17 protein-coding genes are annotated in these 25,055 nt (G+C 61.0%); 1 reads left to right on the top strand and 16 read right to left on the bottom strand.

Annotated elements, in window-relative coordinates:
- Positions 1 to 30 precede the first annotated feature (30 nt).
- The 15 genes from tuf to rplJ form a co-directional block, all read right to left on the bottom strand.
- A complete protein-coding gene (gene tuf, locus DAD186_RS02520) occupies positions 31 to 1,218 on the bottom strand; it encodes an elongation factor Tu (protein WP_065247383.1) in 1,188 nt (395 codons plus the stop codon).
- Between the two features lie 127 nt (positions 1,219 to 1,345).
- Positions 1,346 to 3,493: an elongation factor G gene (gene fusA, locus DAD186_RS02515; RefSeq protein ID WP_065247382.1), complete on the bottom strand. Its 2,148-nt coding sequence runs from the start codon at positions 3,491 to 3,493 to the stop codon at positions 1,346 to 1,348.
- 42 nt (positions 3,494 to 3,535) lie between these two features.
- Positions 3,536 to 4,006, bottom strand: a complete 471-nt coding sequence (gene rpsG / locus DAD186_RS02510) for a 30S ribosomal protein S7 (protein ID WP_016664015.1) — start codon at positions 4,004 to 4,006, stop codon at positions 3,536 to 3,538.
- Positions 4,006 to 4,380, bottom strand: coding sequence for a 30S ribosomal protein S12 (rpsL, locus tag DAD186_RS02505; protein WP_065247381.1), 375 nt, complete (start codon positions 4,378 to 4,380; stop codon positions 4,006 to 4,008). The genes rpsG and rpsL overlap by 1 nt, the downstream gene beginning before the upstream one ends.
- A gap of 407 nt (positions 4,381 to 4,787) precedes the next feature.
- Positions 4,788 to 6,035 carry a septal ring lytic transglycosylase RlpA family protein gene (locus DAD186_RS02500; RefSeq protein WP_074297688.1) on the bottom strand — a complete coding sequence of 416 codons (1,248 nt, stop codon included), beginning with the start codon at positions 6,033 to 6,035 and terminating at the stop codon, positions 4,788 to 4,790.
- Positions 6,036 to 6,372: 337 nt separating this feature from the next.
- Complete coding sequence (locus DAD186_RS02495) at positions 6,373 to 10,260, bottom strand: DNA-directed RNA polymerase subunit beta' (protein WP_065247379.1); 3,888 nt, start codon at positions 10,258 to 10,260, stop codon at positions 6,373 to 6,375.
- 117 nt (positions 10,261 to 10,377) lie between these two features.
- The gene (rpoB, locus tag DAD186_RS02490) at positions 10,378 to 13,863 is read right to left on the bottom strand and encodes a DNA-directed RNA polymerase subunit beta (protein WP_065247378.1); all 3,486 of its coding nucleotides are present in this window, start codon (positions 13,861 to 13,863) and stop codon (positions 10,378 to 10,380) included.
- A 217-nt stretch (positions 13,864 to 14,080) separates the two neighbouring features.
- A complete protein-coding gene (locus DAD186_RS02485) occupies positions 14,081 to 14,800 on the bottom strand; it encodes an ABC transporter ATP-binding protein (RefSeq protein WP_082991042.1) in 720 nt (239 codons plus the stop codon).
- Entirely contained in the window at positions 14,785 to 15,822 is a 1,038-nt protein-coding gene (locus DAD186_RS02480) for a hypothetical protein (protein WP_065247377.1), read from the bottom strand. Before DAD186_RS02480 ends, DAD186_RS02485 begins: the two co-directional genes overlap by 16 nt.
- Entirely contained in the window at positions 15,819 to 16,760 is a 942-nt protein-coding gene (locus tag DAD186_RS02475) for a hypothetical protein (RefSeq protein WP_065247376.1), read from the bottom strand. Before DAD186_RS02475 ends, DAD186_RS02480 begins: the two co-directional genes overlap by 4 nt.
- Before the next feature lie 345 nt (positions 16,761 to 17,105).
- Positions 17,106 to 17,405, bottom strand: coding sequence for a hypothetical protein (locus tag DAD186_RS02470; protein ID WP_065247375.1), 300 nt, complete (start codon positions 17,403 to 17,405; stop codon positions 17,106 to 17,108).
- Between the two features lie 83 nt (positions 17,406 to 17,488).
- On the bottom strand, positions 17,489 to 18,244 hold the full coding sequence (locus DAD186_RS02465) for a hypothetical protein (RefSeq protein ID WP_150333571.1): 756 nt from the start codon (positions 18,242 to 18,244) through the stop codon (positions 17,489 to 17,491).
- A 36-nt stretch (positions 18,245 to 18,280) separates the two neighbouring features.
- Complete coding sequence (locus tag DAD186_RS02460; protein ID WP_065247373.1) at positions 18,281 to 19,135, bottom strand: hypothetical protein; 855 nt, start codon at positions 19,133 to 19,135, stop codon at positions 18,281 to 18,283.
- Positions 19,136 to 19,284: 149 nt separating this feature from the next.
- Positions 19,285 to 19,671, bottom strand: coding sequence for a 50S ribosomal protein L7/L12 (gene rplL, locus DAD186_RS02455; protein WP_016664006.1), 387 nt, complete (start codon positions 19,669 to 19,671; stop codon positions 19,285 to 19,287).
- Positions 19,672 to 19,788: 117 nt separating this feature from the next.
- Positions 19,789 to 20,304, bottom strand: a complete 516-nt coding sequence (gene rplJ / locus DAD186_RS02450) for a 50S ribosomal protein L10 (RefSeq protein ID WP_065247372.1) — start codon at positions 20,302 to 20,304, stop codon at positions 19,789 to 19,791.
- A 681-nt stretch (positions 20,305 to 20,985) separates the two neighbouring features.
- Between rplJ and adhE the strand changes: the two genes are divergently transcribed.
- On the top strand, positions 20,986 to 23,601 hold the full coding sequence (gene adhE, locus DAD186_RS02445) for a bifunctional acetaldehyde-CoA/alcohol dehydrogenase (protein ID WP_065247371.1): 2,616 nt from the start codon (positions 20,986 to 20,988) through the stop codon (positions 23,599 to 23,601).
- A gap of 80 nt (positions 23,602 to 23,681) precedes the next feature.
- On the opposite strand, the gene DAD186_RS02440 is transcribed toward adhE, so the two are convergent.
- Positions 23,682 to 24,863, bottom strand: a complete 1,182-nt coding sequence (locus DAD186_RS02440) for a Gfo/Idh/MocA family protein (RefSeq protein ID WP_065248684.1) — start codon at positions 24,861 to 24,863, stop codon at positions 23,682 to 23,684.
- Between the last annotated feature and the right edge of the window lie 192 nt (positions 24,864 to 25,055).

The raw sequence follows: 25,055 nt of genomic DNA, 5'->3' as shown, positions 1-25,055 counted from the left end.
CTTTAACTCTGCAGGCTATGCAGCGTCAGATCACTTGATGATCTTGGTAACGCGGCCCGAGCCAACGGTGCGGCCACCCTCACGGATAGCGAAGCCGAGGCCCTCTTCCATAGCGATCGGCTGGATGAGCTCAACGGTCATCTCGGTCGAGTCGCCAGGCATGACCATCTCGGTGCCCTCGGGGAGGGTGATAACGCCGGTCACGTCGGTGGTACGGAAGTAGAACTGCGGGCGGTAGTTCGAGTAGAACGGGTTGTGGCGGCCACCCTCGTCCTTCGAGAGGATGTAGACCTGGCCCTCGAAGTCGGTGTGCGGGGTGATCGAACCCGGCTTCACGACAACCTGGCCGCGCTCCACGTCTTCACGCTTGGTGCCACGGAGGAGGAGGCCACAGTTCTCGCCTGCCCAAGCCTCATCCATCTGCTTGTGGAACATCTCGATACCGGTGACGGTGGTCTTCTGAGCCTCGCGGATACCCACGATCTCGATTTCCGAGTTGATGGCAAGCTTGCCACGCTCGACCTTACCGGTCACAACGGTGCCACGACCGGTGATGGTGAAGACGTCCTCGATCGGCATGAGGAACGGCTTGTCCATGTCGCGAACCGGATCCGGGATCGACTCGTCGACGGCAGCCATGAGGTCCTGAACCGACTTGACCCACTGCTCGTCGCCCTCGAGCGCCTTGAACGCCGAAACGCGAACGACGGGAGCGTCCTCATCGAACTCCTGCGAAGCGAGAAGCTCACGGACCTCCATCTCGACGAGCTCGAGGATTTCCTCATCGTCGACCATGTCGCACTTGTTGAGCGCAACGAGGAGGTAGGGAACGCCAACCTGGCGAGCAAGAAGAACGTGCTCGCGGGTCTGCGCCATGGGGCCGTCGGTGGCGGCAACCACGAGGATTGCGCCGTCCATCTGAGCAGCGCCGGTAATCATGTTCTTGATGTAGTCGGCGTGGCCGGGAGCGTCAACGTGTGCGTAGTGACGCTTTTCGGTCTGGTACTCGATGTGGGAGATGTTGATCGTAATGCCGCGCTGCTTTTCCTCAGGGGCGTTGTCGATCTGATCGAAGTTGCGCTTCTCGTTGAGGTCGGGGTACTGATCGTACAGAACCTTCGAGATAGCAGCGGTCAGCGTGGTCTTGCCGTGGTCAACGTGACCGATGGTGCCGATGTTGACGTGCGGCTTCGTACGCTCGAACTTGGCCTTAGCCATAGTGTGTCCTCCTAGGACTTTGGTTGGGTGTACTTCTGTTGAACGGGTGGGGCGCCCCCGAAGGGGCGACCCAAGCGGTCCGAGAACCAGCGAACAGATCTACTCTACCCGCTAATTCCCGTAAGGCTTACTCGCCCCGCGTCTTCGCGATGATCTCTTCCGAGATGTTCCTCGGGACCTCCGCGTAGCTGTCGAACTGCATCGTGTACATCGCGCGGCCCTGCGTGAAGGAACGCAGGTCGCCAATGTAGCCGAACATTTCGGACAGCGGGACGAGAGCACGGATAATCTTGACCCCGCTCGCGTCCTCCATCGACGAAACCTGACCGCGTCGCTTGTTCAGGTCGCCGATGACATCTCCCATGTACTCCTCGGGAGTACGAACCTCGACGCTCATGATCGGCTCGAGGAGAATCGGCTGGGCCTTCTTGAGGGCCTCGCGCGTCGCCATCGAACCGGCAATCTTGAACGCCATTTCCGAGGAGTCCACGTCGTGGTAAGCACCGTCAATAAGCGATGCCTTGACGTTCACCACCGGGTAGCCGGCGAGAACGCCGGACTGGAGCGCATCCTGAATACCCGCGTCAACGCTCGGGATGTATTCACGCGGGATGCGACCACCGGTGACGAGGTTTTCGAACTCGTAGAACACGCCTTCTTCAGCGTCGGTAAGAGGCTCGAAGGTGATCTGAACCTTACCGAACTGACCGGAACCACCGGTCTGCTTCTTGTGCGTGTAATCGAACTTCTCAACGGTCTTCTTAATCGACTCGCGGTAGGCCACCTGCGGCGAGCCCACGTTCGCTTCGACCTTGAACTCGCGGCGCATGCGGTCCACGAGCACGTCGAGCTGAAGCTCGCCCATGCCCTTGATGACCGTCTGGCCGGTTTCCTCGTCGAGTTGAACCTGGAAGGTCGGGTCTTCCTTGGCGAGACGCTGAATCGCGATACCGAGCTTCTCCTGGTCGCCCTTCGTCTTCGGCTCGATGGCCATCGAGATCACGGGCTCCGGGAAGGTCATCGACTCAAGCGCGATCGGGTGCTGCGCGTCGCACAGCGTGTCGCCGGTGGTCGTGTCCTTCAGACCGATGAACGCGTAGATGTGGCCCGCGAATGCCTCGTCGACCGGGTTCTCCTGGTTCGAGTGCATCTGGAAGAGCTTGCCGACGCGCTCCTTCTTGCCCGTATTGGCGTTGAGCACCTGGGAGCCCGTCTCCACGTGACCGGAGTAGACGCGCACGTAGGTCAGCGAACCGAAGAACGGGTGCGCAGCGACCTTGAACGCGAGAGCCGAGAAAGGCTCATCGGCCGACGGCTTACGCGTGAGCTCCTTTTCCTCGTCCTTCACGTCGTGGCCAACCATCGGCGGCACGTCGAGCGGCGACGGGAGGAAGTCGATCACGGCGTTGAGCATGGGCTGCACGCCCTTGTTCTTGAACGCCGAGCCACAGAAGACGGGGTAGGCCTGCGAGGAAATCGTGAGCTCGCGAATGCCCTTCTTGAGGTCCTCGAGCGAGAGGTCGCCCTCTTCGAGGTACTTCTCCATAAGCTCTTCGCTTGCTTCGGCGACGTCTTCGACGAGCTTCTCGCGGTATTCCTCAGCTTTCGCCTGAAGGTCTTCCGGAATCGGAACTTCCTTCTGGTACTGGCCGAGGGCGGCATCGCCCTTCTTCTTGTTGAACTCGGGGGCGTCCTCTTCGAACTCTTCGGGCCATTCGTAGGCCTTCATCTCGAGGAGGTCGATCACGCCACGGAACTCGGACTCAGCGCCGATCGGCACCTGCATGACGAGCGGCTTTGCCTTGAGGCGGTCAACGATGGTGTCGACGGTGAAGAAGAAGTCTGCACCCATCTTGTCCATCTTGTTGACGAAGCAAATGCGCGGCACGTTGTACTTGTCAGCCTGGCGCCACACGGTCTCCGACTGCGGCTCGACACCTTCCTTGCCGTCGAACACGGCAACAGCACCGTCGAGAACGCGCAGCGAGCGCTCCACCTCAACGGTGAAGTCGACGTGGCCGGGCGTGTCGATGATGTTGATCTGGTTGTCGTGCCAGTAGCAGGTCGTTGCCGCGGACGTAATGGTGATGCCGCGTTCCTTTTCCTGCTCCATCCAGTCCATGGTGCCGGCACCATCGTGGGTTTCGCCAATCTTGTAGTTGACGCCGGTGTAGTACAGGATGCGCTCGGTGGTGGTGGTCTTACCAGCATCGATGTGAGCCATGATGCCGATGTTGCGGACCTTGCTGAGGTCCTTAAGCACTGCAAGTGCCACGGGCTATGCCTTTCTGCGCTTCGGTTCGAGTACCGCCGGCGATTACCAGCGGTAGTGAGCGAAGGCCTTGTTGGACTCCGCCATCTTGTGGGTGTCTTCGCGACGCTTCACAGCGGCACCAAGGCCGTTCGAAGCGTCGAGGATCTCGTTCATCAGGCGCTCGGTCATCGTGTGCTCACGGCGAGCACGCGAGTAGCCAACGAGCCAGCGCAGCGCGAGGGTCGTCGAACGACCGGCACGAACCTCGACGGGCACCTGGTAGGTGGCGCCGCCGACTCGGCGGGAGCGAACCTCGAGCGACGGACGGATGTTATCCAGAGCCTTCTTGAGGGTCGCTACAGGGTCCTGGCCGTTCTTCTCACGGCAGCCCTCGAGGGCACCGTAGACGATACGCTCAGCGACGGTCTTCTTGCCGTCGAGGAGAACCTTGTTGATGAGCTGAGTAACAATGGGCGAACCGTAAACCGGGTCGACCACGAGCTGACGCTTGGGAGCTGCACCTTTACGTGGCATTACTTCTTCTCCTTCTTCGCGCCGTACCGCGAGCGTGCCTGCTGGCGACCCTTCACGGCCTGGGTATCGAGCGAACCACGGACGATCTTGTAGCGCACGCCCGGGAGGTCCTTCACACGGCCGCCGCGAACGAGGACGATCGAGTGCTCCTGGAGGTTGTGGCCTTCACCGGGGATGTAGGCCGTCACTTCGACACCGGAGGAGAGACGAACACGCGCGATCTTACGGAGCGCCGAGTTCGGCTTCTTGGGAGTGGTGGTGTACACACGGGTGCACACGCCGCGGCGCTGGGGCGAACCCTTGAGCGCGGGCGTGCTCGAGGCGACAGGCTTATCCTGACGACCCTTGCGCACCAACTGCTGAATAGTAGGCACTTGTTCTCTTTCTGTCGCTAGCCACGCTCTTCACGAGGCCAGATCACCTTCTTTGCCCACAGGCGCCGAAGCACCGTGTCCACGGGTGTGGAGTGGGCCGCGACTCGAGGCCGACCCCCGCGTTCGGGTGTGTCGATCTCGACCCGCTCGAGCCTCAGGCGAGGCCCGGTGGCTGAGGTACCGTACCCCCGCTCATTGCGCTCGCACGAGGCGAGGCCGCGAGAGGGCATAGGGCACCCAGACACAGTTCATCAGTCTACGTTGCAGGATTTATTTCGGTCAAAGGACTGGGCGGACTTCGTTGTACATCACATGCGGAGAAACTTTGAAGTGTCGCGCAGGCAACAGCAAAGAAAACGGGCCGACGGTTGCTGAGTACCGTCGGCCCGAAATTCGCGAGTGCTGATTTATTCGACGATCTGCCAGTCGACGCGCGCCACGCCGGAGCTCACGCCCCCGATGCTCTTCATCGCCGCGTACGAAAGGTCGAGGCAGCGACCGCCCACGTACGGACCACGGTCATTGATACGCACGACCACGCTGCGGCCATTGGCCTTGTTGGTCACTCGCACGCGCGTGCCGAACGGCAGGCTCTTGTGGGCCGCGGTGTACGCATGCGTGTTGAAACGCTCGCCGCTCGCCGTGGGGCCACCGTCCGTTCCGTCGCCGTTGCCGTAGAACGAGGCACCGCACGAACGAACGCCACTCACAGCCTTGCCGCCCTGAGGGGCGGATTCGCTGCGCTTTTTGCGGCTCGACTTGGTGTCATCGCTGCTATCCGCGCTCACGTCCTCGCTCTTCGATTCCTCAACGGGGCGCTTCTTGGTGCCCTTGGCGATGACTTCGGTGACGGGCTCCTTCGTGACCTCTTCCTTCACGACTTCCTCGCCCGTCACTTTTCCGTCGGTCGTCGAAACCTTCTTGACGATGGTCTTTTCGCCCTTTTCGCCCTTCGTGACCACGCGAGTTTCACCTTCGTAGATCGCGTCGTCCTTGCGGGTCTCGGTCTTGTAGTCGATCGCCACCTTCTCGGTCTTTTCCTCGGAGTTGAGGCGCACGAGGTGAATCGTGTCGCCGTCCTTGAGAACGGTGTCGCGCGAAGGCGTGACCTCATCATCGGCATCAACCGAATCGGCGAAGTACTTATCGAGGAGGTCCTGAACCGTTCGAACGGTCGTGCCCTTGGCAACCCACGAGCCGTTCATGCCGGTCACGGTGATGTCCTTGGGGGTCGTCACGGTCACGGGCCCGTCGACATCCTCAAGTTTGGTGTCGGGCTTCGGAGACACCGCGGCCCCTTTGGCGTCGATTCCGGCCTGCGAGAGAGCATCGGCAACGGTGCCGCCCTCGACGAGAACCGACTGCTCTTTGCCGTCGACACTGAGCTTGACCTCTTCGCGTTCTTTCACGACGATCTTGTCGCCCGAGTCGATGGTCTCGCCGAGTGCCGGCTTCACGAGGTCGGTGTGGGTCACATCCACGCCGTGTGCTTCGAGGATGTCGGACACCTTCGAGTCAAACGTGCGGAAGGTGGCCACACGACCGTAGGCGTTCACGGTCACCTCGCTCGACATCGCGTAGGCGGCGCCACCGCCACCACCCGCGAATACGGTCGCGAGTGCGGCTGCGGCGATGATCGGAGTCTTCTTCTTCACGAGTGTCCTTCGCATTGACGAGTGCACAGGAAGCGTCGCGCGGTGGGCGCGAGTGCGGATTTCTTGAATACGTCCATCTTGTCGCGCCTTCACGCGCGCGAACATAGGAAAAACCAACGCTTGAGCCAAGAGCAACCGCAACTTTGCCATTACTTGACGCTTATCGCGGTCTACTTCACAGCGGTCAGCGCACGCGTCGCATGAGCCACCATCGCACCTGCGGCGAAATTCCGGCAGGCGCGAAAACACCGCATTCACGGCGGAAGGGCCGCCCCTCCCCCACTCGGGAAAGAGACGGCCCTCCAGCACGCGCTCGCGCGCGAGGCTCAGTGTCGAATCAGCGGAAATCGGTGTTGAACGGATCCGAGTAGCTGAAGTCGTCGAGGTTCAGGTTCGAACCGGTCCCACTGAAATCGGCGAGGCCAAAATCGTCGTAGCCGGGAACCGTGTACATCTGCGCCTTGGCTTCATCGGTCGGCTCGACCTCGAAGTTGCGGAAACGGGGAAGGCCCGTGCCCGCCGGGATGAGCTTACCGATGATGACGTTCTCCTTGAGGCCCATGAGTTTGTCGCTCTTCGAGCTGAGCGCAGCCTCGGTGAGAACGCGAGTCGTCTCCTGGAACGACGCGGCCGAAAGCCACGACTCGGTCGCAAGCGACGCCTTCGTGATGCCCATGAGTTCGGGGCGGCCCTGTGCGGGCTCCCCGCCCTCGGCGAGTACAGCACGGTTCGCTTCAATGAACGCGGCGTTTTCCACGAGGTCACCAGGGAGGAGCTTCGTGTCACCCGAAGCCACGATGGTGACGCGGCGCAGCATCTGGCGCACGATGACCTCGATGTGCTTCGCGTGAATGTCCACGCCCTGGCTCACGTACACCTTCTGGACCTCGTCCACGAGGTGCTTTTGCACGGCACGCGGGCCGAGGATGCGAAGCACCTGCTTCGGGTCGACCGAACCCGGTGAAAGCTGCTGGCCAACCTCAACGTGGTCTCCGTCAAACACGAGCGGGGTCACTCGGCGCGAGAGCGTGTAGGTCACGGGCTCGCTGCCGTCGTCCGGTGTCACGGTGAGCTTGCGCTGCTTGTCGGTTTCGTCAACGCTCACGCGGCCCGCGATTTCGGTAATCGGGGCGAAGCCGGCCGGGGTACGGGCCTCAAAGAGCTCCTGCACACGCGGAAGACCGTGCGTGATATCGCCCTCTGCCGAGGCGACACCGCCGGAGTGGAAGGTACGCATCGTGAGCTGGGTACCGGGCTCACCAATCGACTGGGCTGCGACGATACCCACGGCCTCGCCGATATCGACGAGCTGGCCGGTCGCAAGCGAACGGCCGTAGCACTGCGCACACGTGCCCACGGCGGAATCACACGTGAGAACGGAGCGAACCTTCACTTCCGTCACACCCGCAGCGATGAGCTTCTCGATGAGCACGTCACCGACGTCCTCACCCGCGGAAGCAAGCACGGTGCCGTCTTCGCCAGCCACGTCCTGCGCAAGGGTACGGCCATAGGCTGTGATCTCCACATTGTCGGCGGGCACGATGGTGCCGTCCAGATCCTGGCCAATCGCCATCGTGAAGCCCTTGGAGGTTCCACAGTCGCCTTCGCGCACGATGACGTCCTGCGAGACGTCAACGAGACGACGCGTCAGGTAACCCGACTGTGCGGTCTTGAGCGCGGTATCGGCAAGGCCCTTACGCGAGCCGTGCGAAGCGATGAAGTACTCGAGAACCGAAAGACCCTCGCGGTAGTTCGAGAGAATCGGGCGGGGAATGATCTCGCCCTTCGGGTTATTCACGAGGCCGCGCATACCGGCGATCTGGCGAATCTGCATCCAGTTACCGCGGGCACCGGAGTGCACCATGCGATAAATGGTGTTGTCGAGCGGGAAGTTCGACTTCATCGCCTCGGCAACCTCATTGGTAGCCTCGGTCCAAATGTCGATGAGCTCGCTGCTGCGCTCGGCTTCGGAGACGAGACCGAGATCGCGGTTTTCTTCGACCTGCGCGGCCTTCGCCTCGTACTTCGCAATGATTTCAGCCTTGTTCGGCGGCGCGACAACGTCGCTGAAAGCGAACGTCACACCCGAATAGGTCGACCACGAGAAGCCGTACGACTTGAGTGCGTCGAGCGAAGCCGAAACCTGACCCTTGTCATAGCGTTCTGCGAGCGCGTTAACGATCCCGCCGAGGCGCTTCTTGCCCACCTGGCCTTCCACGTACGGGAAGTCCTCGGGAAGGGTTTCGTTGAAGTAGTAGGCACCGAGCGTGGTTTCGAGCGTGATCGCGTCACCCTCGTTCCAGCCTTCGGGGGCCTTCCAGTCCGACGGTGGCACGACATCGGTGAAGCGCACGTTGATCGGTGCGTTCAGGTCGATCTCGTTGTTGTCGAAGGCCATGATCGCCTCGGCGATCGACGAGAACGTACGGCCGTGACCGAGCGCCTCCGGCTTCGGGGTCGTCAGATGGTACAGACCGATAATCATGTCCTGTGCGGGCATCGTCACCGGGCGGCCATCCGAAGGCTTAAGGATGTTGTTCGAGGAGAGCATGAGGATGCGCGCCTCGGCCTGCGCCTCGGGCGAAAGAGGGAGGTGCACAGCCATCTGGTCACCGTCGAAGTCCGCGTTGAAGGCGCCACACACGAGCGGGTGCAGGTGGATGGCCTTGCCTTCAACGAGCTTCGGCTCGAACGCCTGGATACCGAGGCGGTGAAGCGTAGGTGCACGGTTCAGCAGCACCGGGTGCTCGGTGATGACCTCTTCAAGAACGTCCCACACCTCGGGGCGCGAACGCTCAACCATGCGCTTGGCGGCCTTGACGTTCTGCGCGAGCGAGAGATCCACGAGACGCTTCATGACGAACGGCTTGAACAGCTCGAGCGCCATGCCCTTCGGAAGACCACACTGGTGGAGGTGAAGCTCAGGACCGTTCACGATGACCGAACGGCCCGAGTAGTCCACGCGCTTACCGAGCAGGTTCGCACGGAAGCGGCCCTGCTTGCCCTTAAGCATGTCGGAGAGCGACTTGAGCGGGCGGTTGCCGGGGCCCGTGACCGGGCGGCCACGGCGGCCGTTGTCGAACAGCGAGTCCACCGACTCCTGAAGCATGCGCTTCTCGTTGTTCACGATGATCTCGGGGGCACCGAGGTCAATGAGGCGCTTGAGACGGTTGTTGCGGTTGATCACACGGCGGTACAGGTCGTTGAGATCGGACGTCGCGAAGCGGCCGCCGTCGAGCTGCACCATGGGGCGGAGATCCGGTGGAATCACCGGGATGCAATCGAGCACCATCCCTGCCGGCGAGTTGGTCGTCTGCTGGAACGCCGAAACAACCTTGAGGCGCTTGAGGGCGCGGGCCTTCTTCTGCCCCTTGCCGTTCGCGATGACCTCGCGGAGCTTCTCAGCCTCGGAGTCGAGGTCGAAGTCGAGCAGGCGCTGCTGCACGGCCTCGGCGCCCATGCCACCTTCGAAGTAGTGGCCGTAGCGGAGCTTCATCGCACGGTAAAGCTGCTCATCGCCCTCGAGGTCCGCAACCTCGAGGTTCTTGAAGCGCTCCCACACGTTCTGCACGCGCGTGATCTCCGCGTCGTACTTCTTGCGGATCTGCGCCTGCTCGCGCTCGGCGGAGTCACGAACCTTGCGCTTCGCGTCGGCCTTCGCGCCTTCTTCCTCGAGCTGGGCGAGGTCCTTCTCGGCGGTCACGGCGCGCTCGTTGATGGCGGCGTCGCGCTCGTTTTCGAGTTCGCGGATCTCGAGATCGTGGCGGCTCTGGAGCTCGGGCATGTCGGCGTGACGTGCCTCGTCGTCCACCTTCGTGATCATGTAGGCCGCGAAGTAGATGACCTTCTCGAGGTCCTTCGGTGCAAGGTCGAGCAGGTAGCCGAGGCGGCTAGGCACGCCCTTGAAGTACCAGATGTGGGTCACGGGGGCAGCAAGCTCAATGTGGCCCATGCGCTCACGGCGCACGGAGGACTTGGTGACCTCCACGCCACAGCGCTCACACACGATTCCCTTGAATCGCACGCGCTTGTACTTGCCGCAGTAGCACTCCCAGTCGCGGGTCGGGCCGAAGATGCGCTCACAGAAGAGGCCGTCCATCTCGGGCTTGAGGGTGCGGTAGTTGATGGTTTCGGGCTTCTTTACTTCCCCGAATGACCAGGAACGGATGTCGTCGGCCGTCGCAAGGCCGATCTTGAGCTCGTCAAAGTGGTTGACGTCGAGCACGTGTGTCCTTCTCTCGTCTAGAAAGTCGTCAAGGTCTGAATGAGTGGGGCTGAGATCTCCGGGGTGTGAGGGTCCGACGGTCGCTCGGCAAGCGTCGGACCCTCCCCCGATGATCGATCAGACCTCTTCGATGTTGATCGCGCCCTCGTTCGGGCGGCTCGACAGGTTGATTCCGAGTTCCTCCGCGCTGCGGAAGATGTCCTCGTCGCGGTCACGCACCTCGAGGTTCTGGCCGTCGGCGCCGAGGACCTCGACGTTCAGGCACAGGGACTGCATTTCCTTGAGGAGCACGCGGAACGACTCGGGGATACCCGGTTCGGGAATGTTGTCGCCCTTGACGATCGCCTCGTAGACCTTCACGCGTCCCGTGATGTCGTCCGACTTGATCGTGAGGAGCTCCTGGAGAGCGTAGGCGGCACCGTAAGCCTCGAGCGCCCACACCTCCATCTCGCCGAAACGCTGGCCACCGAACTGCGCCTTACCACCGAGCGGCTGCTGGGTGATCATCGAGTACGGGCCGGTCGAACGCGCGTGGAGCTTGTCGTCAACGAGGTGGTGCAGCTTGAGGATGTACATGTAGCCAACCGAGATCTCGTGCGGGAACGGTTCGCCGGTGCGGCCGTCGAACAGACGCGCCTTGCCGTTGTCCTGGATCATGCGCTCGCCGTCGCGGTTCGGCGTGTAGTTCTCCACGAGGGCACCGAGCTCGGTGTCGCTCAGGCCGTCGAACACGGGAACGGCAACGGGAGTGCCGGGCTCGCCGTGCAGGGCGTCCTTCGGGAGATCCTTCGCGGCAGGGTTCGATTCATCGATGTCCCAGCCGGACTTCGCGACCCAGCCGAGGTGGGTTTCCATCACCTGGCCGATGTTCATACGCCCAGGCACACCCATCGGGTTGAGGATGATGTCCACCGGGGTGCCATCCTCGAGGAACGGCATGTCCTCAACGGGCAGGATCTTCGCGATGACGCCCTTGTTGCCGTGGCGGCCGGCGAGCTTGTCACCGTCGGTGATCTTACGCTTCTGCGCGATGTACACGCGCACCATCTCGTTGACACCGGTCGGGAGGATGTCCGAATCTTCTTCCGAATCGAACACGCGCACACCGATCACGGTGCCCGATTCGCCGTGGGGCACGCGCAGCGACGTGTCGCGCACCTCGCGGGCCTTCTCACCGAAGATCGCGCGCAGGAGGCGCTCCTCGGGGGTCAGTTCGGTCTCGCCCTTCGGGGTGACCTTGCCGACGAGGATGTCACCGGGAACGACCTCGGCGCCGATACGGATGATGCCGCGTTCGTCGAGGTCGGCGAGCACGTCTTCGCCAACGTTCGGGATATCCCGCGTGATCTCTTCCTTACCGAGCTTCGTGTCACGAGCATCGACCTCGTGCTCCTCGATGTGGATCGACGTGAGCACGTCATCCTGGACGAGGCGCGAGGAGAGGATGATGCCGTCCTCGTAGTTGTGGCCGTGCCACGACATGAATGCCACGAGGAGGTTCTTGCCGAGCGAGAGCTCGCCGTCGTCCGTCGAGGGGCCGTCGGCGAGAACCGAGCCGGCCTCCACGCGGTCACCCTCGTCAAAGAGCACACGGTGGTTGTAGCAGTTGCCGGCGTTGGAACGCTGGAACTTATCGATGCGGTAGGTCTGATTCGTGCCGTCGTCCGCCGCGACGGTGATGAGGTCGGCGGAAAGCTCAGTGATGACACCGGCCTTCTCGGCAACGATCACATCGCCCGCATCGACGGCCGCACGGCGCTCCATACCGGTACCCACGAGCGGCATCTCGGTGCGCAGAAGCGGAACGGCCTGGCGCTGCATGTTCGAGCCCATGAGCGCGCGGTTAGCGTCGTCGTGCTCAAGGAACGGAATCATCGCGGTCGCGACCGACACCATCTGGCGAGCCGAAACATCCATGTAGGTCACGTCGCTCGGTTCCACGAGCTCGGGCTCGCCACCGGGCATACGCGAGAGGACGTTTTCCTCGAGGAACTTGCCGTTCTCGTCGATCTTCGCGTTCGCCTGGGCAATGATGTGGCGGTCCTCGTCGTCAGCCGTGAGGTAGACGATCTCATCGGTGACAACGCCGTCCACGACCTTGCGGTACGGAGTCTCCACAAAGCCGAACGGGTTGATGCGCGCGAACGTGGCGAGCGAGCCGATAAGGCCGATGTTGGGACCCTCGGGGGTCTCGATCGGGCACATGCGGCCGTAGTGCGACGGGTGAACGTCGCGAACTTCCATGCCTGCGCGGTCGCGCGAAAGACCGCCCGGGCCGAGCGCCGAGAGGCGGCGCTTGTGGGTGAGGCCCGAGAGCGGGTTGTTCTGATCCATGAACTGCGAGAGCTGCGAGGTTCCGAAGAACTCCTTGATCGCCGCGGTCACGGGGCGGATGTTGATGAGCGTGAGCGGCGTAATCGCCTCGACGTCCTGGGTCGTCATACGCTCGCGCACAACGCGCTCCATGCGTGACAGACCCGTGCGAACCTGGTTCTGGATGAGCTCGCCCACGGCGCGGATACGACGGTTGCCGAAGTGGTCGATGTCGTCCGTCTCCACGCGGATCTCGGTGCCGAAGCTGTTCTCCATGCTGTCCATGCCAGCGTGGAGGGCAACGATGTACTTGATCGTCGCAATGACATCTTCGAGGTTGAGCACGCTCTCGCTGAGCGGGCCTTCGAGACCGAGCTTCTTGTTGATCTTGTAGCGGCCAACCTTCGCGAGGTCGTAGCGCTTGTCGTTGAAGTAGAGGTTGTTGAGCATCGTCTCGCCAGCATCGCGGCTGGGCGGCTCACCCGGGCGCTGCTTGCGGTAGATGTCCATGAGCGCCTCGTCCTGCGACTCAACCTTGTCTTTCTCGAGCGTGGCGCGCATCGATTCGAACTCGCCGAACTCCTCGAGGATGTCACTCTTAGACATGCCGAGCGCCTGGAGGAGGGTCGTCACCGACTGCTTACGCTTACGGTCGATGCGCACACCGACCTGGTCGCGCTTGTCGACCTCGAATTCGAGCCAGGCACCGCGCGAGGGAATGACCTTCGCGCTAAAGACGTGCTTGTCACTCGTCTTGTCGATGCTTTCCTCGAAGTACACGCCGGGCGAGCGCACGAGCTGCGACACGACAACGCGCTCAGTGCCGTTGATGATGAAGGTGCCCTTTTCAGTCATGAGCGGGAAGTCGCCCATGAAGACCGTCTGGGTCTTAATTTCCCCGGTCTCATTGTTCATGAACTCCGCCGTGACGTAGAGCGGCGCGGCGTAGGTGAGATCCTTTTCCTTGCACTCCTCAACCGAATAGTTCGGTTCTTCGAAGGAGTGGTTCCTGAAGGAGAGCGACATGTTGCCGCCAAGATCCTCGATCGGAGAGATCTCTTCGAAAATATCGGCGAGGCCGGAGGTCTGCGGAACGTCTTCGCGGCCTGCTGCTTCAGCTTCCGCGGCACGCTCTTGCCAGCGCTCGTTGCCAAGCAGCCAGTCAAACGAGCTCGTCTGGAGCGACAGAAGGTCGGGAACTTCGATGGGATCGCCAAGCTTCGCGAAGGTGACGCGGGGCGAGGCGGTGCGCAGTGCAGTGGTGTGAGAATCGGTGCTCGAGGCAGCCAAGGGTAATCCTTCCACGGGATGAGGACTCGTACACGCTTCGATAGACTCGATGTGTTTCGGCCCCTCATTCACGACCAACCCCGCTATATGAGTCGAATGAGTTGAAAAAGGGCGCACGAAACACGGGCGCTAAGTTTCAAGAGTATGCGAGAGCGGCTCTCCCCTCAAGACTTCGCACGAAAAAATTGGCGAGACTGTGGTCACGTCGAGCAGCACGTCACTCCGCATCGCCGCGGTGGGAAGCCCCAAGCGTGAGCGTCGCACCTGCGAGGGCATCGAAGTGCTCGCCGTGCGTTGCGACAAGTATCCCGTGCCCCCTCTTCGCAAGCGCCTCCACCCCCGTGACGACAATCTCGACATTCTTAGGGTCCAGGCTCGCTGTTGGTTCGTCCAGAATGAGGATTGGTGGCCTCACCACCATCGCCCTCGCGATCGCGACGCGCTGCCTTTCCCCGCCGGAGAGAAGCCGAGCAGGAAAGTCGAGCCGGTGAGACACTCCGAAAAGCTCCGCGAGTTCTAGAGCCCACATCTGCGTCTCTTCGCTGAGGCCTCCCCCTCTCCATCCCCTCGAAGCGCGCACGGGCAGCACAATATTTTCCCTGGCTGTCAAACGTTCGTCCAGAAGAAGGTCCTGAAACACCATGCCGAAAAATTCGGCGCGCATTCGACTAGCCGCCTTCGAAGGCACGCGCGGGGCGGGTGCGCCGTCAACAATGACCTCTCCCGACGTTGGCGGGATGGCAAGCCCCATGATTTTGAGGAAAGTACTTTTCCCCACCCCCGAAGGACCGTGAACAACAAGGACGTCTCCGGACTGGAATTCCGCACTCGTTGGCGGAAGGGCGAGGATCTCTTCCTTGCCCACTGCGTAGGCCTTGGTCACACCGTCAGCTCTGACCCAGTGCATCCCACTTTCGCTCTTCATCGTCTCACCCATGCCGCGGTTTTTACCCCCTGAGAGGTGACGCCATGCCAGGTGAGCGCAACGAGCACACAAGCGGGCACGAGCGCTACCCCACACACCAGTGAGAGAGGAACCGGGTAGGCCCCCACGAGAGCTGCGGGTACGAACGCGAACATGCTGGGTACAACCCAAATCACCGCTGCAAGGCCGATTAAATCTCGCAGAAGAGCGGCCGGGCTGTACCCGAGGGCGTTTCGAACATTGAGCGCGGCGACATTGTCACGAACGGTGCGCACGAAAACCCAGGCAACCATCACAAATAGGGCTAACACGCATGCACTCAGGGCTGCAACGAAACCAATCCGAGAGCGGCCCCATTCATCGCCTTGCCCACTTACACTCACAGCGCCGTAATTGTTGGTGAGTGGATCGAGGTCAGCATCCGCGAGCGGCCTCGTGACCTTGGCGGAGTCAATCACCGTCGCTGCCCCCACGTGAGCGATCAATTCATCCAAGGCCTCGGGAGCCACGCACACAAGTACCCCCTCGTCGAGGTCAATGTATTCGTACCCGAGCGCCCCGCTTCGGGCTCGCGAGGAAAGTTCCACGATCTCTGCGGGATTTCGGAACGGAGTTGGTTCCAGCATCCTCGCAACCGATGCGTCGTCCAGTTTGCTCGCGGCAACGTATTTTTCGTCATCCGGTACGCCGCATATTCGATCAAAGGTCGCACCGGAGACCACGACACCTTGCGAGGCTTTTGCGGTCTCGTTGGAGAATGCCCCTAACGGAAGCCTCAGCTCGATACTCCCCTTCTGCAGGAGTCCTTGAAGGGCCGCAACTTGGCTGGGGTCCGCGGTGAAGTCCCCAGGAAAAAATTCCGTCAATCGCAGGCTCTCTTGAGCACTGTCGCCGACCGTCCCTAGCCTCAGGTCCCGCTGCGCCACCGTGCTCGACACGGGGAAGGCAAAGACGGCAACAGCAAGAACAACGGGGAGCATAAGAGAGAGCAGAACCGTCCAGTCTTCACGAATGGTGTCTCGAAAGAGGCTCATGACAGCTCCTTTGCTGAGCTAATGCTCTTTCCACTACGCCATTGACCCAGGAGAAACCCCGCGGCCACGGTAATAATGACCGCGATTGACCATCCAATCCCCCACGGGCTTATACCGATCCCACCCATAAAGCGGAAGAGGCCGATGACGGCGAGAACTGCGAATAACACATAGATTGCAATAGAAACACCAACGTGAAAGACACGCGCACCAGAGTCAATTATCCCCAGATTCGCTCGGACCAGCGCCGCATGCCCACCCGAAGATCGAAGCAAAGATCCCAGCTTCCAGGCGACCCCAAAGGTCACAGCAAGCATCACGAGGAACATCACGAAGATAGGGATACCAAAGAATCCTGCCGCTACCCCGCCTTCTGGCACGGTAACGCTATACCCTTCGCTCTCAATGTCTTTTCTCAGACGATCTATTTCACCTTCATTTAGCCCAGGGAAGACGTACAGACCACTGGGGCGATCAAGCTTATCGAGGTGAACAAACAGGAACGAGTCGCGAGAGATGTCCCCCATAAGGGACTTCGGGATCGGGTGAACTTTTGACCGAGAGAAAGTCTTCTCGAGATGATCTCTACTTGGCCCCTTGATGTTCGGATTAAAGAACACCTCGTCGCTTTTTCTGTTGTGCCCGCCAAAGCCCCTAGGGTCGCCCAGCGAGTAAAACCACACAGGCGAAGCTAAGGATTTCACCGACGCCGGCGCCTCGTGCACTTTCCTCGAGGAATCACGCACGAATGGATTATCGCCGAGGGGAGCATCGACATATAGCGCCGGCGCACCATTCGCTACCCGTTCTTCCGGGCCCATTCCGGTACTCACGAGGGCCCAAAACGAGAGCGAACCTGCTGCTAGCCCCAGAACCACCGCAACACCGGCCGCAGCAATAAGACCGATGAGGTTAGATGACCGGGGTAACGCCACCATGCCGCCGCTCCTTTCCGCCGTCACCCCACGCTGCTACACGCGAAAAGATGAGAGTTACCGCAAGGATTAACGCCACCAGGTTTTTCACCGTTCCTCCTTGAACTGCGCCTACTTTCCTAAGACTTTGACCGTGAGATTACCATCACGTTTTTAGCGCCACAAGGTTGAAGTAAGAGCATTTCGCAACTTATCCGAAGCGACAGGGGCTTTGGACCGCATTCATCACCGCACAGCCCATCGTCGAGGTGGAAGAGCTGCATAATATCCACCTCTTCATCGGTGCGGAACGGCATGACCCAGGCTTTGGGGCGTCGGTGTTTATTGCGGCTGAACCTGCCCTCGTCTTCAGTCAGCCACGGCGACTGTGTTCACACCTGATTGAGGCGCCTGCATCGCTTGGACAGCGGCTCTGCCGTCTTTCCGGTAGTCGGCTTGAAGGTAGTTCGGGTCGGGTATCTCTACCGGAAAAATAAGCCGCTGATCACTCGGCGTTTCGACCTCAACGGTCACCTTGGTGAAGCTTGACAGCTGCTCCGATTCTTCAGCCGAAAGGAGCCAGCGTGCGAGGTCTGCTTGAGTTTCTTCGGAGCCCCCATGGTCCGACGGTTGCCCAGGTGACTCCGTTGCCGTCGGGGCACTGTTCATTCACTCTCGATTCCACCCTGCAGTCGGTGCGGAGTTTTGCCACTTGTTGTGTCTCCAACCGAGGTGGAGAGGCCGCCGGTCACCTAATGGTCGCTCGCAATCGACCGGTCGAAGAGATCCAGCTGAGCATCAATCACGGCTTGAGCATCGTCATCACCGACATCGGACATGACGACAAAGATATGGCGCTTGCCGCTGGATTTTCCAGCGAGGAAGAATTCTTCGTCGGGAAGCTTGACGTGCACCCCTTCACCACCGAAAGGTTTATCAACGGTGATCGGCGGTGCGCCCTGGATATTTCCACACTTTTGCACAACATCGTTGTAGAAGTCCATGACGTTCATGTCGTCGGGGGTCGTCAACGCGACAATCTTAATCATCGACTCCGCATTGACGGAGCCCGGAGCGGGCCGCCCTCGGAACACGCTCGTCGCAACGGTCGCGGAAGTAAACGAGGTGTTGTTGAGCGTGGTGACCGCATCTGTGCATTCTGGTGAGATGTTCGGGTGCTCGAGTGAGAAGCTCAGCTCGAAGTCGCCCTCCTCTTTGTCGACTTCTACCTCGCTGGGCTTCATGCCGTCGACCGGCAGATGCTCCTCGGTAAGAAGCCATGACTTCACATCATCGGCATTGCCTGCGGGCTGCTTTTTCCGATCGGGAACGCCGTGCCCGCCACTCCCCTTCGTGTGCCCGTTTTCGTTTGAACTATGCGAGGTCGACGAGGAGTCCGATCGGTCGTTCTGCCCAGCATCGGTAAGCGCTCCGCACCCCGTCAGCGATGTGGCTAGGGCGAGTGCGGCGAGGCCCGAAAACCACACACGTGGGCGGCTAGCAGACATGAGCGCAGTTGAGTTGATCATGAAAATCCTCACCGGTCAGGCGGCGTTCGTCACGGTGCGATCAAAAAGATCGATTTGGGCATCGATATAGGTTTTGGCTTGCTCAGGCTCGACATTCGCAAGGATCATCCAAATGTGGCGATTGCCGTGGGACTTGCCGGCGAGGATCAGGTCCGCGGATCCAAGCTGCACGTGCAGCCCCTCGTGATCGGGAAGCTTTTCCACGACCGATGCTGGCTCACCGGGGGTATTCGCGCATTCGGCGAGGATGTCGTTGTAGGCGTCCATGAGGTTGAGGTCCTCATCGCTCAGAACGGCGGCGGCTTGAATCGTTGGAGCGATCGATGAGGGGTCGAACGCCTTAAAGTTTCCTTCGTATTTTGCGACCGCCATCTGCTGGATGGGAATTTCGATCTTATTCACTGCGGCGACAGCATCGATGCACGCTTGCGAAGCATTCGGGTGGTCGAAGGTGAAGCTCAGCGTGAACGTGTTGCCGGCGGTCGCGCCCCCATAAACACCGTCAACTGTCACGCTGTCGATACCTTCGAGGGGGACGTACGGGGTATTCGCAAGCCAGGTCGCGGGCGCATCAGGCTCGCCGGCCGGCTGCTCCTCCCCTTGAGCTGCAGGGCCGCTTTCATCGCCGGTGGGAGTCGTAGAAGAGGTGTCCCCCGGCGTGGCGCTCGACGTATCGCTTGGATCGCTACTCGCCTCCTCGCTGGGCTCGACAGAGCCTTCACTCGAGGTCGAAGTGGAGGCCGCGGGAGAGGATTCGTTCTTCTTAGCGACGCTGCTCCCGAGCGCCCCGCAGCCAGCGAGGGAGGTGGCAAGGAGCAATGCAGCGACGCCTCGCGCGGCGCGGGTCAAGGCGGGAGAGGTGGGGGTCATGTCGACTCCTTGAGGGATGTGGGGGTGGAATCACGGCACACCCTACCAAGTGTTATTGAGAGGCGCTTCACACTTCTATGGAGAAAACGAAAAGGCCACCCCGCGCGGGGTGGCCTTTTCGGCTATGAAGTGCGCTTAGAGCGCGGAGATCACTTGAGGGTGACGGTTGCGCCAGCGCCCTCGAGCTGCTCCTTGGCCTTCTCGGCGTCTTCCTTCGAAGCAGCCTCGAGAACCGGCTTGGGAGCGCCATCGACGAGGTCCTTCGCCTCCTTGAGGCCGAGACCCGTGAGAGCGCGCACCTCCTTGATGACGGCGATCTTGGCCGAACCGACCGACTCGAGGATGACGTCGAATTCGTCCTTTTCCTCAGCAGCGGCAGCCTCGCCACCGGCGGCACCGCCTGCAGCGGCAACAGCAACGGGGGCAGCAGCGGTCACATCAAAGACCTCTTCGAACTGCTTCACGAACTCGGAGAGCTCGATGAGGGTCATTTCCTTGAAAGCTTCGATGAGCTCTTCGTTGGTGAGCTTAGCCATGGGGCTAGTCCTTCCTGTCAAGCGACACCCGCAGGTGTCTGGCGCATGTGCGCCGAGTGTTTGTGTAAAAGGTTGTGCCGAGCGCGTGCATGACGCCTCGGGATGAGACTCGACGCCTCAGCCCTCGTTCTTGGCACGCAGGGCGTCCACGGTGCGCGCAGCCTTGGTAAGCGGCGCAGCGAGAACGAAAACAGCCTTCGACATCGATGCCTTGAGGGCACCGGCAGTCTTGGCAAGAAGAACCTCGCGCGATTCGAGATCGGCAAGCTTCTCAACGTCGTCAGCCGTGAGGGGGTTGCCCTCAAAGTAACCGGACTTGACGACCAGCATGGGGTTGTCCTTGGCAAAGTCACGCAGGGCCTTGGCCGGTTCAACCGGCTCACCCTTAATGAACGCAATCGCGGTGGGGCCGTTCAGGTCACCTTCGAGGGAATCAATCCCGGCTTCCCGGGCCGCGATAGCGGCGAGCGTGTTCTTTACCACGGCGTAGGTGGTATCGGCACCGAGCGAACGACGCAGCGTCTTGAGCTGGTCAACGCTCAGCCCGCGGTACTCGGTCAGAATTGCCGCGTTCGACTCACGGAACAGTTCCGTAAGCTCAGCAACGGCAGCTGCCTTGTCAGGCCTCGCCATGGCCCTCCTTCCAGAGGTCTCGAGGCCGGCCTGAAAGCTTCAATCATGAAAAAAGCCCTGACCGCAGGGGTCAAGGCTTGGACACGCGGAAGTACGCGTATCGTTTCTTGAGCACCTGCGCAGGTCGCTTCACCACGGTGAAAGCTTTCGGTCCCCCTGATGGCAGGGCGACGACCGGCGGTCTTCGGTGACTTCAACTCTACTCGCACACACCCCGCAGCAAAACCCCGTATGCGGTGATCCCTCCCACAGACTTACTGCCCGAAACCCGAGGGTGAATCAGCCCACACTTACGAAAAGGGGACCAATATCCCCTGGCGACCGTCGAACCCCTACCGACTCGTTACCGAGCCAAAAAGCCTATCTTCAAACTTGAGCCCAAAGTCCAACTTCTCCCAGGTTTTATGGTCTCAACAAACACGCAGGTAAAACGGGGACCTTATGCCCCTAGGGTACTAGGATGGGGTTTGTGACCGGGTTCGACGCCCGCCACGCCACGCCGGATTCAACCTCCAACGCCAAAACTTCGCACTACGACGAACCCCCTTCATGACCAGCACTTTTGCTTGTTCTATATTCGTAGTTGCCGCGGTTGTGTGCATCACATCGGCCACGTAGGTTTGAAGCACAACGACGTACTTCCCTATTCACTCCACCCGCCAGAAAAGGATGGACACGCTCATGGCAGATGCCAAAGCTACGCCCGATGTCGACACCCAAGCGATGATCGACGCCCTCGCCGATAAGGGCGCTACCGCGCTCACGGAGTTCCGCGACTTCACTCAGGAGCAGGTCGACCACATCGTGCACCACGCGGCACTCGCCGCACTCGACCAGCACATGGCGATCGCCAAGCACGCTGTCGAGGAAACGGGGCGCGGTGTGTACGAAGACAAGATCATCAAAAACATCTTCGCTTCGGAATACATCTGGAATTCGATCAAGCACGATAAAACCGTGGGCATCATCCACGAGGACAAGACCCGCGGTGTCATCGAGGTTGCCGAGCCCGTGGGCGTCATCGCGGGCGTGACCCCGACGACCAACCCGACCTCGACCACAATCTTCAAGTCGCTCATCGCGCTTAAGACTCGCAACCCGATCATCTTCGCGTTCCACCCGAGTGCGCAGGAAAGCTCCGCTCACGCCGCTCGCGTCGTGTACGAAGCGGCCGTCGAAGCTGGCGCTCCCGAAAACTGCGTCCAGTGGATCGAGACACCCTCGCTCGAGGCGACCGGCCTGCTCATGAACCACGACAAGGTTGCCCTCGTTCTCGCCACGGGCGGCTCGGGCATGGTCAAGGCCGCATACTCGACCGGCAAGCCCGCTCTCGGCGTTGGCCCCGGTAACGTTCCCGTCTATGTCGACAAGACCGCGAAGATCACGCGCACCGTCAATGATCTTCTTCTCTCGAAGACCTTCGATTCGGGCATGATCTGCGCCTCCGAGCAGAGCGTCCTCGTGCACACCGACATCAACAAGGAATTCGTCGCCGAGTTCGAAAAGTACGGTGGCTACTTCCTGAACAAGACCGAGCGCACAAAGCTCGAGAAGTTCATGATCACCGAGAAGGGCGGCGTCAACCCGGCACTCGTGGGTTCGAGCGCTCTCAAGATCGCTGAAGGTGCGGGCCTCAACGTTCCCGCCGACACGAAGGTTCTTCTCGTGCCGATCGACGGCGTGGGCAAGGACCACCCGTTCAGCCAAGAAAAGCTCATGCCCGTGCTCGGCTACAAGGTCGTCAGGGACGCCGCCGAGGGCTTCGACCTTGCCAACCAGCTCCTTGAGCACGGCGGTCTCGGCCACACCGCCGTGATCCACACGCGCGACGAGCAGCAAGAGCGCGAATACGGCATCGCCATGCGCGCGTGCCGCATCGTCGTGAACTCCCCGAGCTCGCAGGGCGGCATCGGCGACATCTACAACGGCCTCATCCCCTCGCTCACCCTCGGCTGTGGCTCCTACGGCCACAACTCGGTGTCGCGCAACGTGTCGGCCATCGATCTGATCAACATCAAGCGAATTGCGGAGCGTCGTAACAACATGCAGTGGTTCAAGGTCCCGAAGACCTACTTCGAGCGCTACTCCACCCAGTACCTGCGCGATATGGAAGGCATCAACCGCGCCTTCATCGTGACCGACCCGGGCATGGTGCAGTTCGGTTACGTTGACATCGTTCTCGAGCAGCTCCGTGAACGCCGCAACCCGATCCAGTACCAGATCTTCTCGGATGTCGAGCCCAACCCGAGCTCGGACACCGTATTCCGCGGCGTTGAGCAGATGAACCAGTTCAAGCCCGACACGATCATCGCTCTCGGTGGCGGCTCCGCCATGGACGCCGCGAAGGGCATGTGGATGTTCTACGAGGATGGCAATGCCTCCTACTTCGGCATGAAGCAGAAGTTCCTCGATATCCGCAAGCGCACCTACACGTTCCCGAAGCTCGGTGAAAAAGCAAGCTTCGTCGCGATCCCGACGACCTCGGGCACCGGCTCGGAGTGCACCCCGTTCGCGGTCATCACCGACTCCGAGAACCACGTGAAGTACCCGATCGCCGACTACGCGATCCTGCCTGACGTCGCGATCGCCGACGCGCAGTTCGTGGATACCGTTCCCGCGCGCACCGCCGCGGATTCGGGCATGGACGCGCTCACCCACGCGATTGAGTCGTACGTGTCGACCATGGCTTCGGACTACACGAAGGGACTTTCGCTCCGCGCGATCCAAATGATCTTCGCGAACCTCCGCAAGTCCGTTCTGGAGGGCGACCGCGAGGCCAAGGAAAACATGCACAACGCGTCGACGATGGCAGGCATCGCGTTCGCGAATGCCTTCCTCGGCATCGTGCACTCGCTTTCGCACAAGGTCGGTGCCGAGTTCAACCTCGCCCACGGCCGCACGAACGCGATCTTCCTCCCGCACGTGATCAACTACAACGCGAAGAAGCCCGTCAAGCACGCGCTCTTCCCGAAGTATGAATCGTTCCGTGCCGACGAAGACTTCGCCGAAATCGCCCGCGCGCTCAACCTCCCGGCGAAGACCACGGAGGAGGGCGTTGCCTCGCTCGTCAAGGCCGTCACCGAACTCGCCGAGGATATCGGCATCGAGATGTCGCTCAAGGCGAACGGCGCCACGATCGAGCACCTCGAGAAGACGATCGACACTCTCGCCGATCGCGCCTACGAGGATCAGTGCACGCCCGCGAACCCGAAGCAGCCGCTCGTGAGCGAACTCAAGGCGCTCATCCGCGACGCGTTCGAGGGCGAGCTCAACTACAGCGAGACGCACGCGAAGTAGTCGAAAGGCTCTCCACCTGAGTGCATGAGGGGTGGCTCCGCTTGGCGGGGCCACCCTTCATGATTGCTAGGCGGTGCGAGCTAGGACTGCCCCGAGTCGAAATACTCGCGTACGCGCGCTGGCACGGGTGGAACGTCAAGCATGTGCCCGCCCGCGCGGATCGAAAGAGCCCCGTACACGCCCGTGGCAACGGCCTCACGTGCAGCAAGAACCGACACATCTGTAAGGCCACCGCTCCTCGCAAATTCGAGGAATTCCGCGATAAGCCTGGGGTCTGCTCCGCCGTGGCCACCGTCGGCCCTCGCGATCACTTCCACCTCATCCGGGCGTCCCGCCCCCGAGTGCCGCGAATTCCACAGAAAAATCTGGTCACCAGCACGATCCCCCATGTTTTCGAGGCGCCCCTCGTCACCGATCACCGTGTAGTTGCGCCAATAATCCGGAGTGAAGTGGCACTGCTGATAGGAGGCGTACACGCCGTTGTCGAGCATCATGTGCAGCATCGAGATGTCCTCGACATCGATCACGGGATTGAGCTCTTTTTGCCTCGATGGTGGGAAGACTTCCGCATCGAACCAGTCCCCCATAAGACGATCCGAATTATCCCGGCGATCCTCGATGTCACCGTAGACCTCGAGGCCCCCGATCCCCGATACACGCCGGGTATACCCGCCGGCGAGCCAGTGGATCACATCGATATCGTGCGCGCCTTTCTGCAGCAGGAGGGAGAAGGCGCGCGCTCGCTCAGCGTGCCAGTCCTTGAAGTAGAAATCGCCGCCGGCGCCCACGAAGTGGCGGCACCAGATGGCACGCACTCGCCCAATCTTTCCTTGCTCGATCATGTCTTTCATTTGCCGGATCACCGGCATGTGGCGCATGTTGTGCCCCACGTACAGGCGCGCGCGTTTCTCATACGCGAGGTTCAACATTGCATCGGCATCCTCGACCGAAATTGCCATGGGCTTTTCGGTAAATGTGGGAATGCGCGCCTCAAGCGTCTTCAGCGCAATCGGGGCGTGCAGATTATCGGGGGCAAGGATCATCACCGCGTCCACGTCACCGCCCGAAAGGAGATCGTCAACCGTGTCTACGGTGCGTACGTCCTCGCCGATAATTTCGCGTGCTTTCGCTTTGCCTCGCTCGGAGGGATCCGCGATGACCGACACGCGGGAGCCTTCACCCGGCTTATGTGCGTGACGCGCGAGAGGGCCGCGGGCACCGAAGCCCACCACCCCCACTCGAAGATCTGTGCTCTGCCTCAACGAGTTTTCCTTTCGGGTGCCTTCCAAGAGTGGTCCACACACGTTCCGTGGGTCTCTATTCCTCTGATAATACGGGCCCGCCCGCCCAAATTTTTCGTCAATGACGTGACCGGACCATTCCCTCTGTGTGCCCTTCTTTCCCGTGCCCTAGGTCCCTACTCCTCTTATCTTTCCGATCATCCGGATCGGTAG

It is taken from the genome of Dermabacter vaginalis, from assembly GCF_001678905.1.
Classification (GTDB): domain Bacteria; phylum Actinomycetota; class Actinomycetes; order Actinomycetales; family Dermabacteraceae; genus Dermabacter; species Dermabacter vaginalis.
Note: the sequence above shows the minus strand (reverse complement) of the source record. Positions and strands in the feature narration are given on the sequence as shown.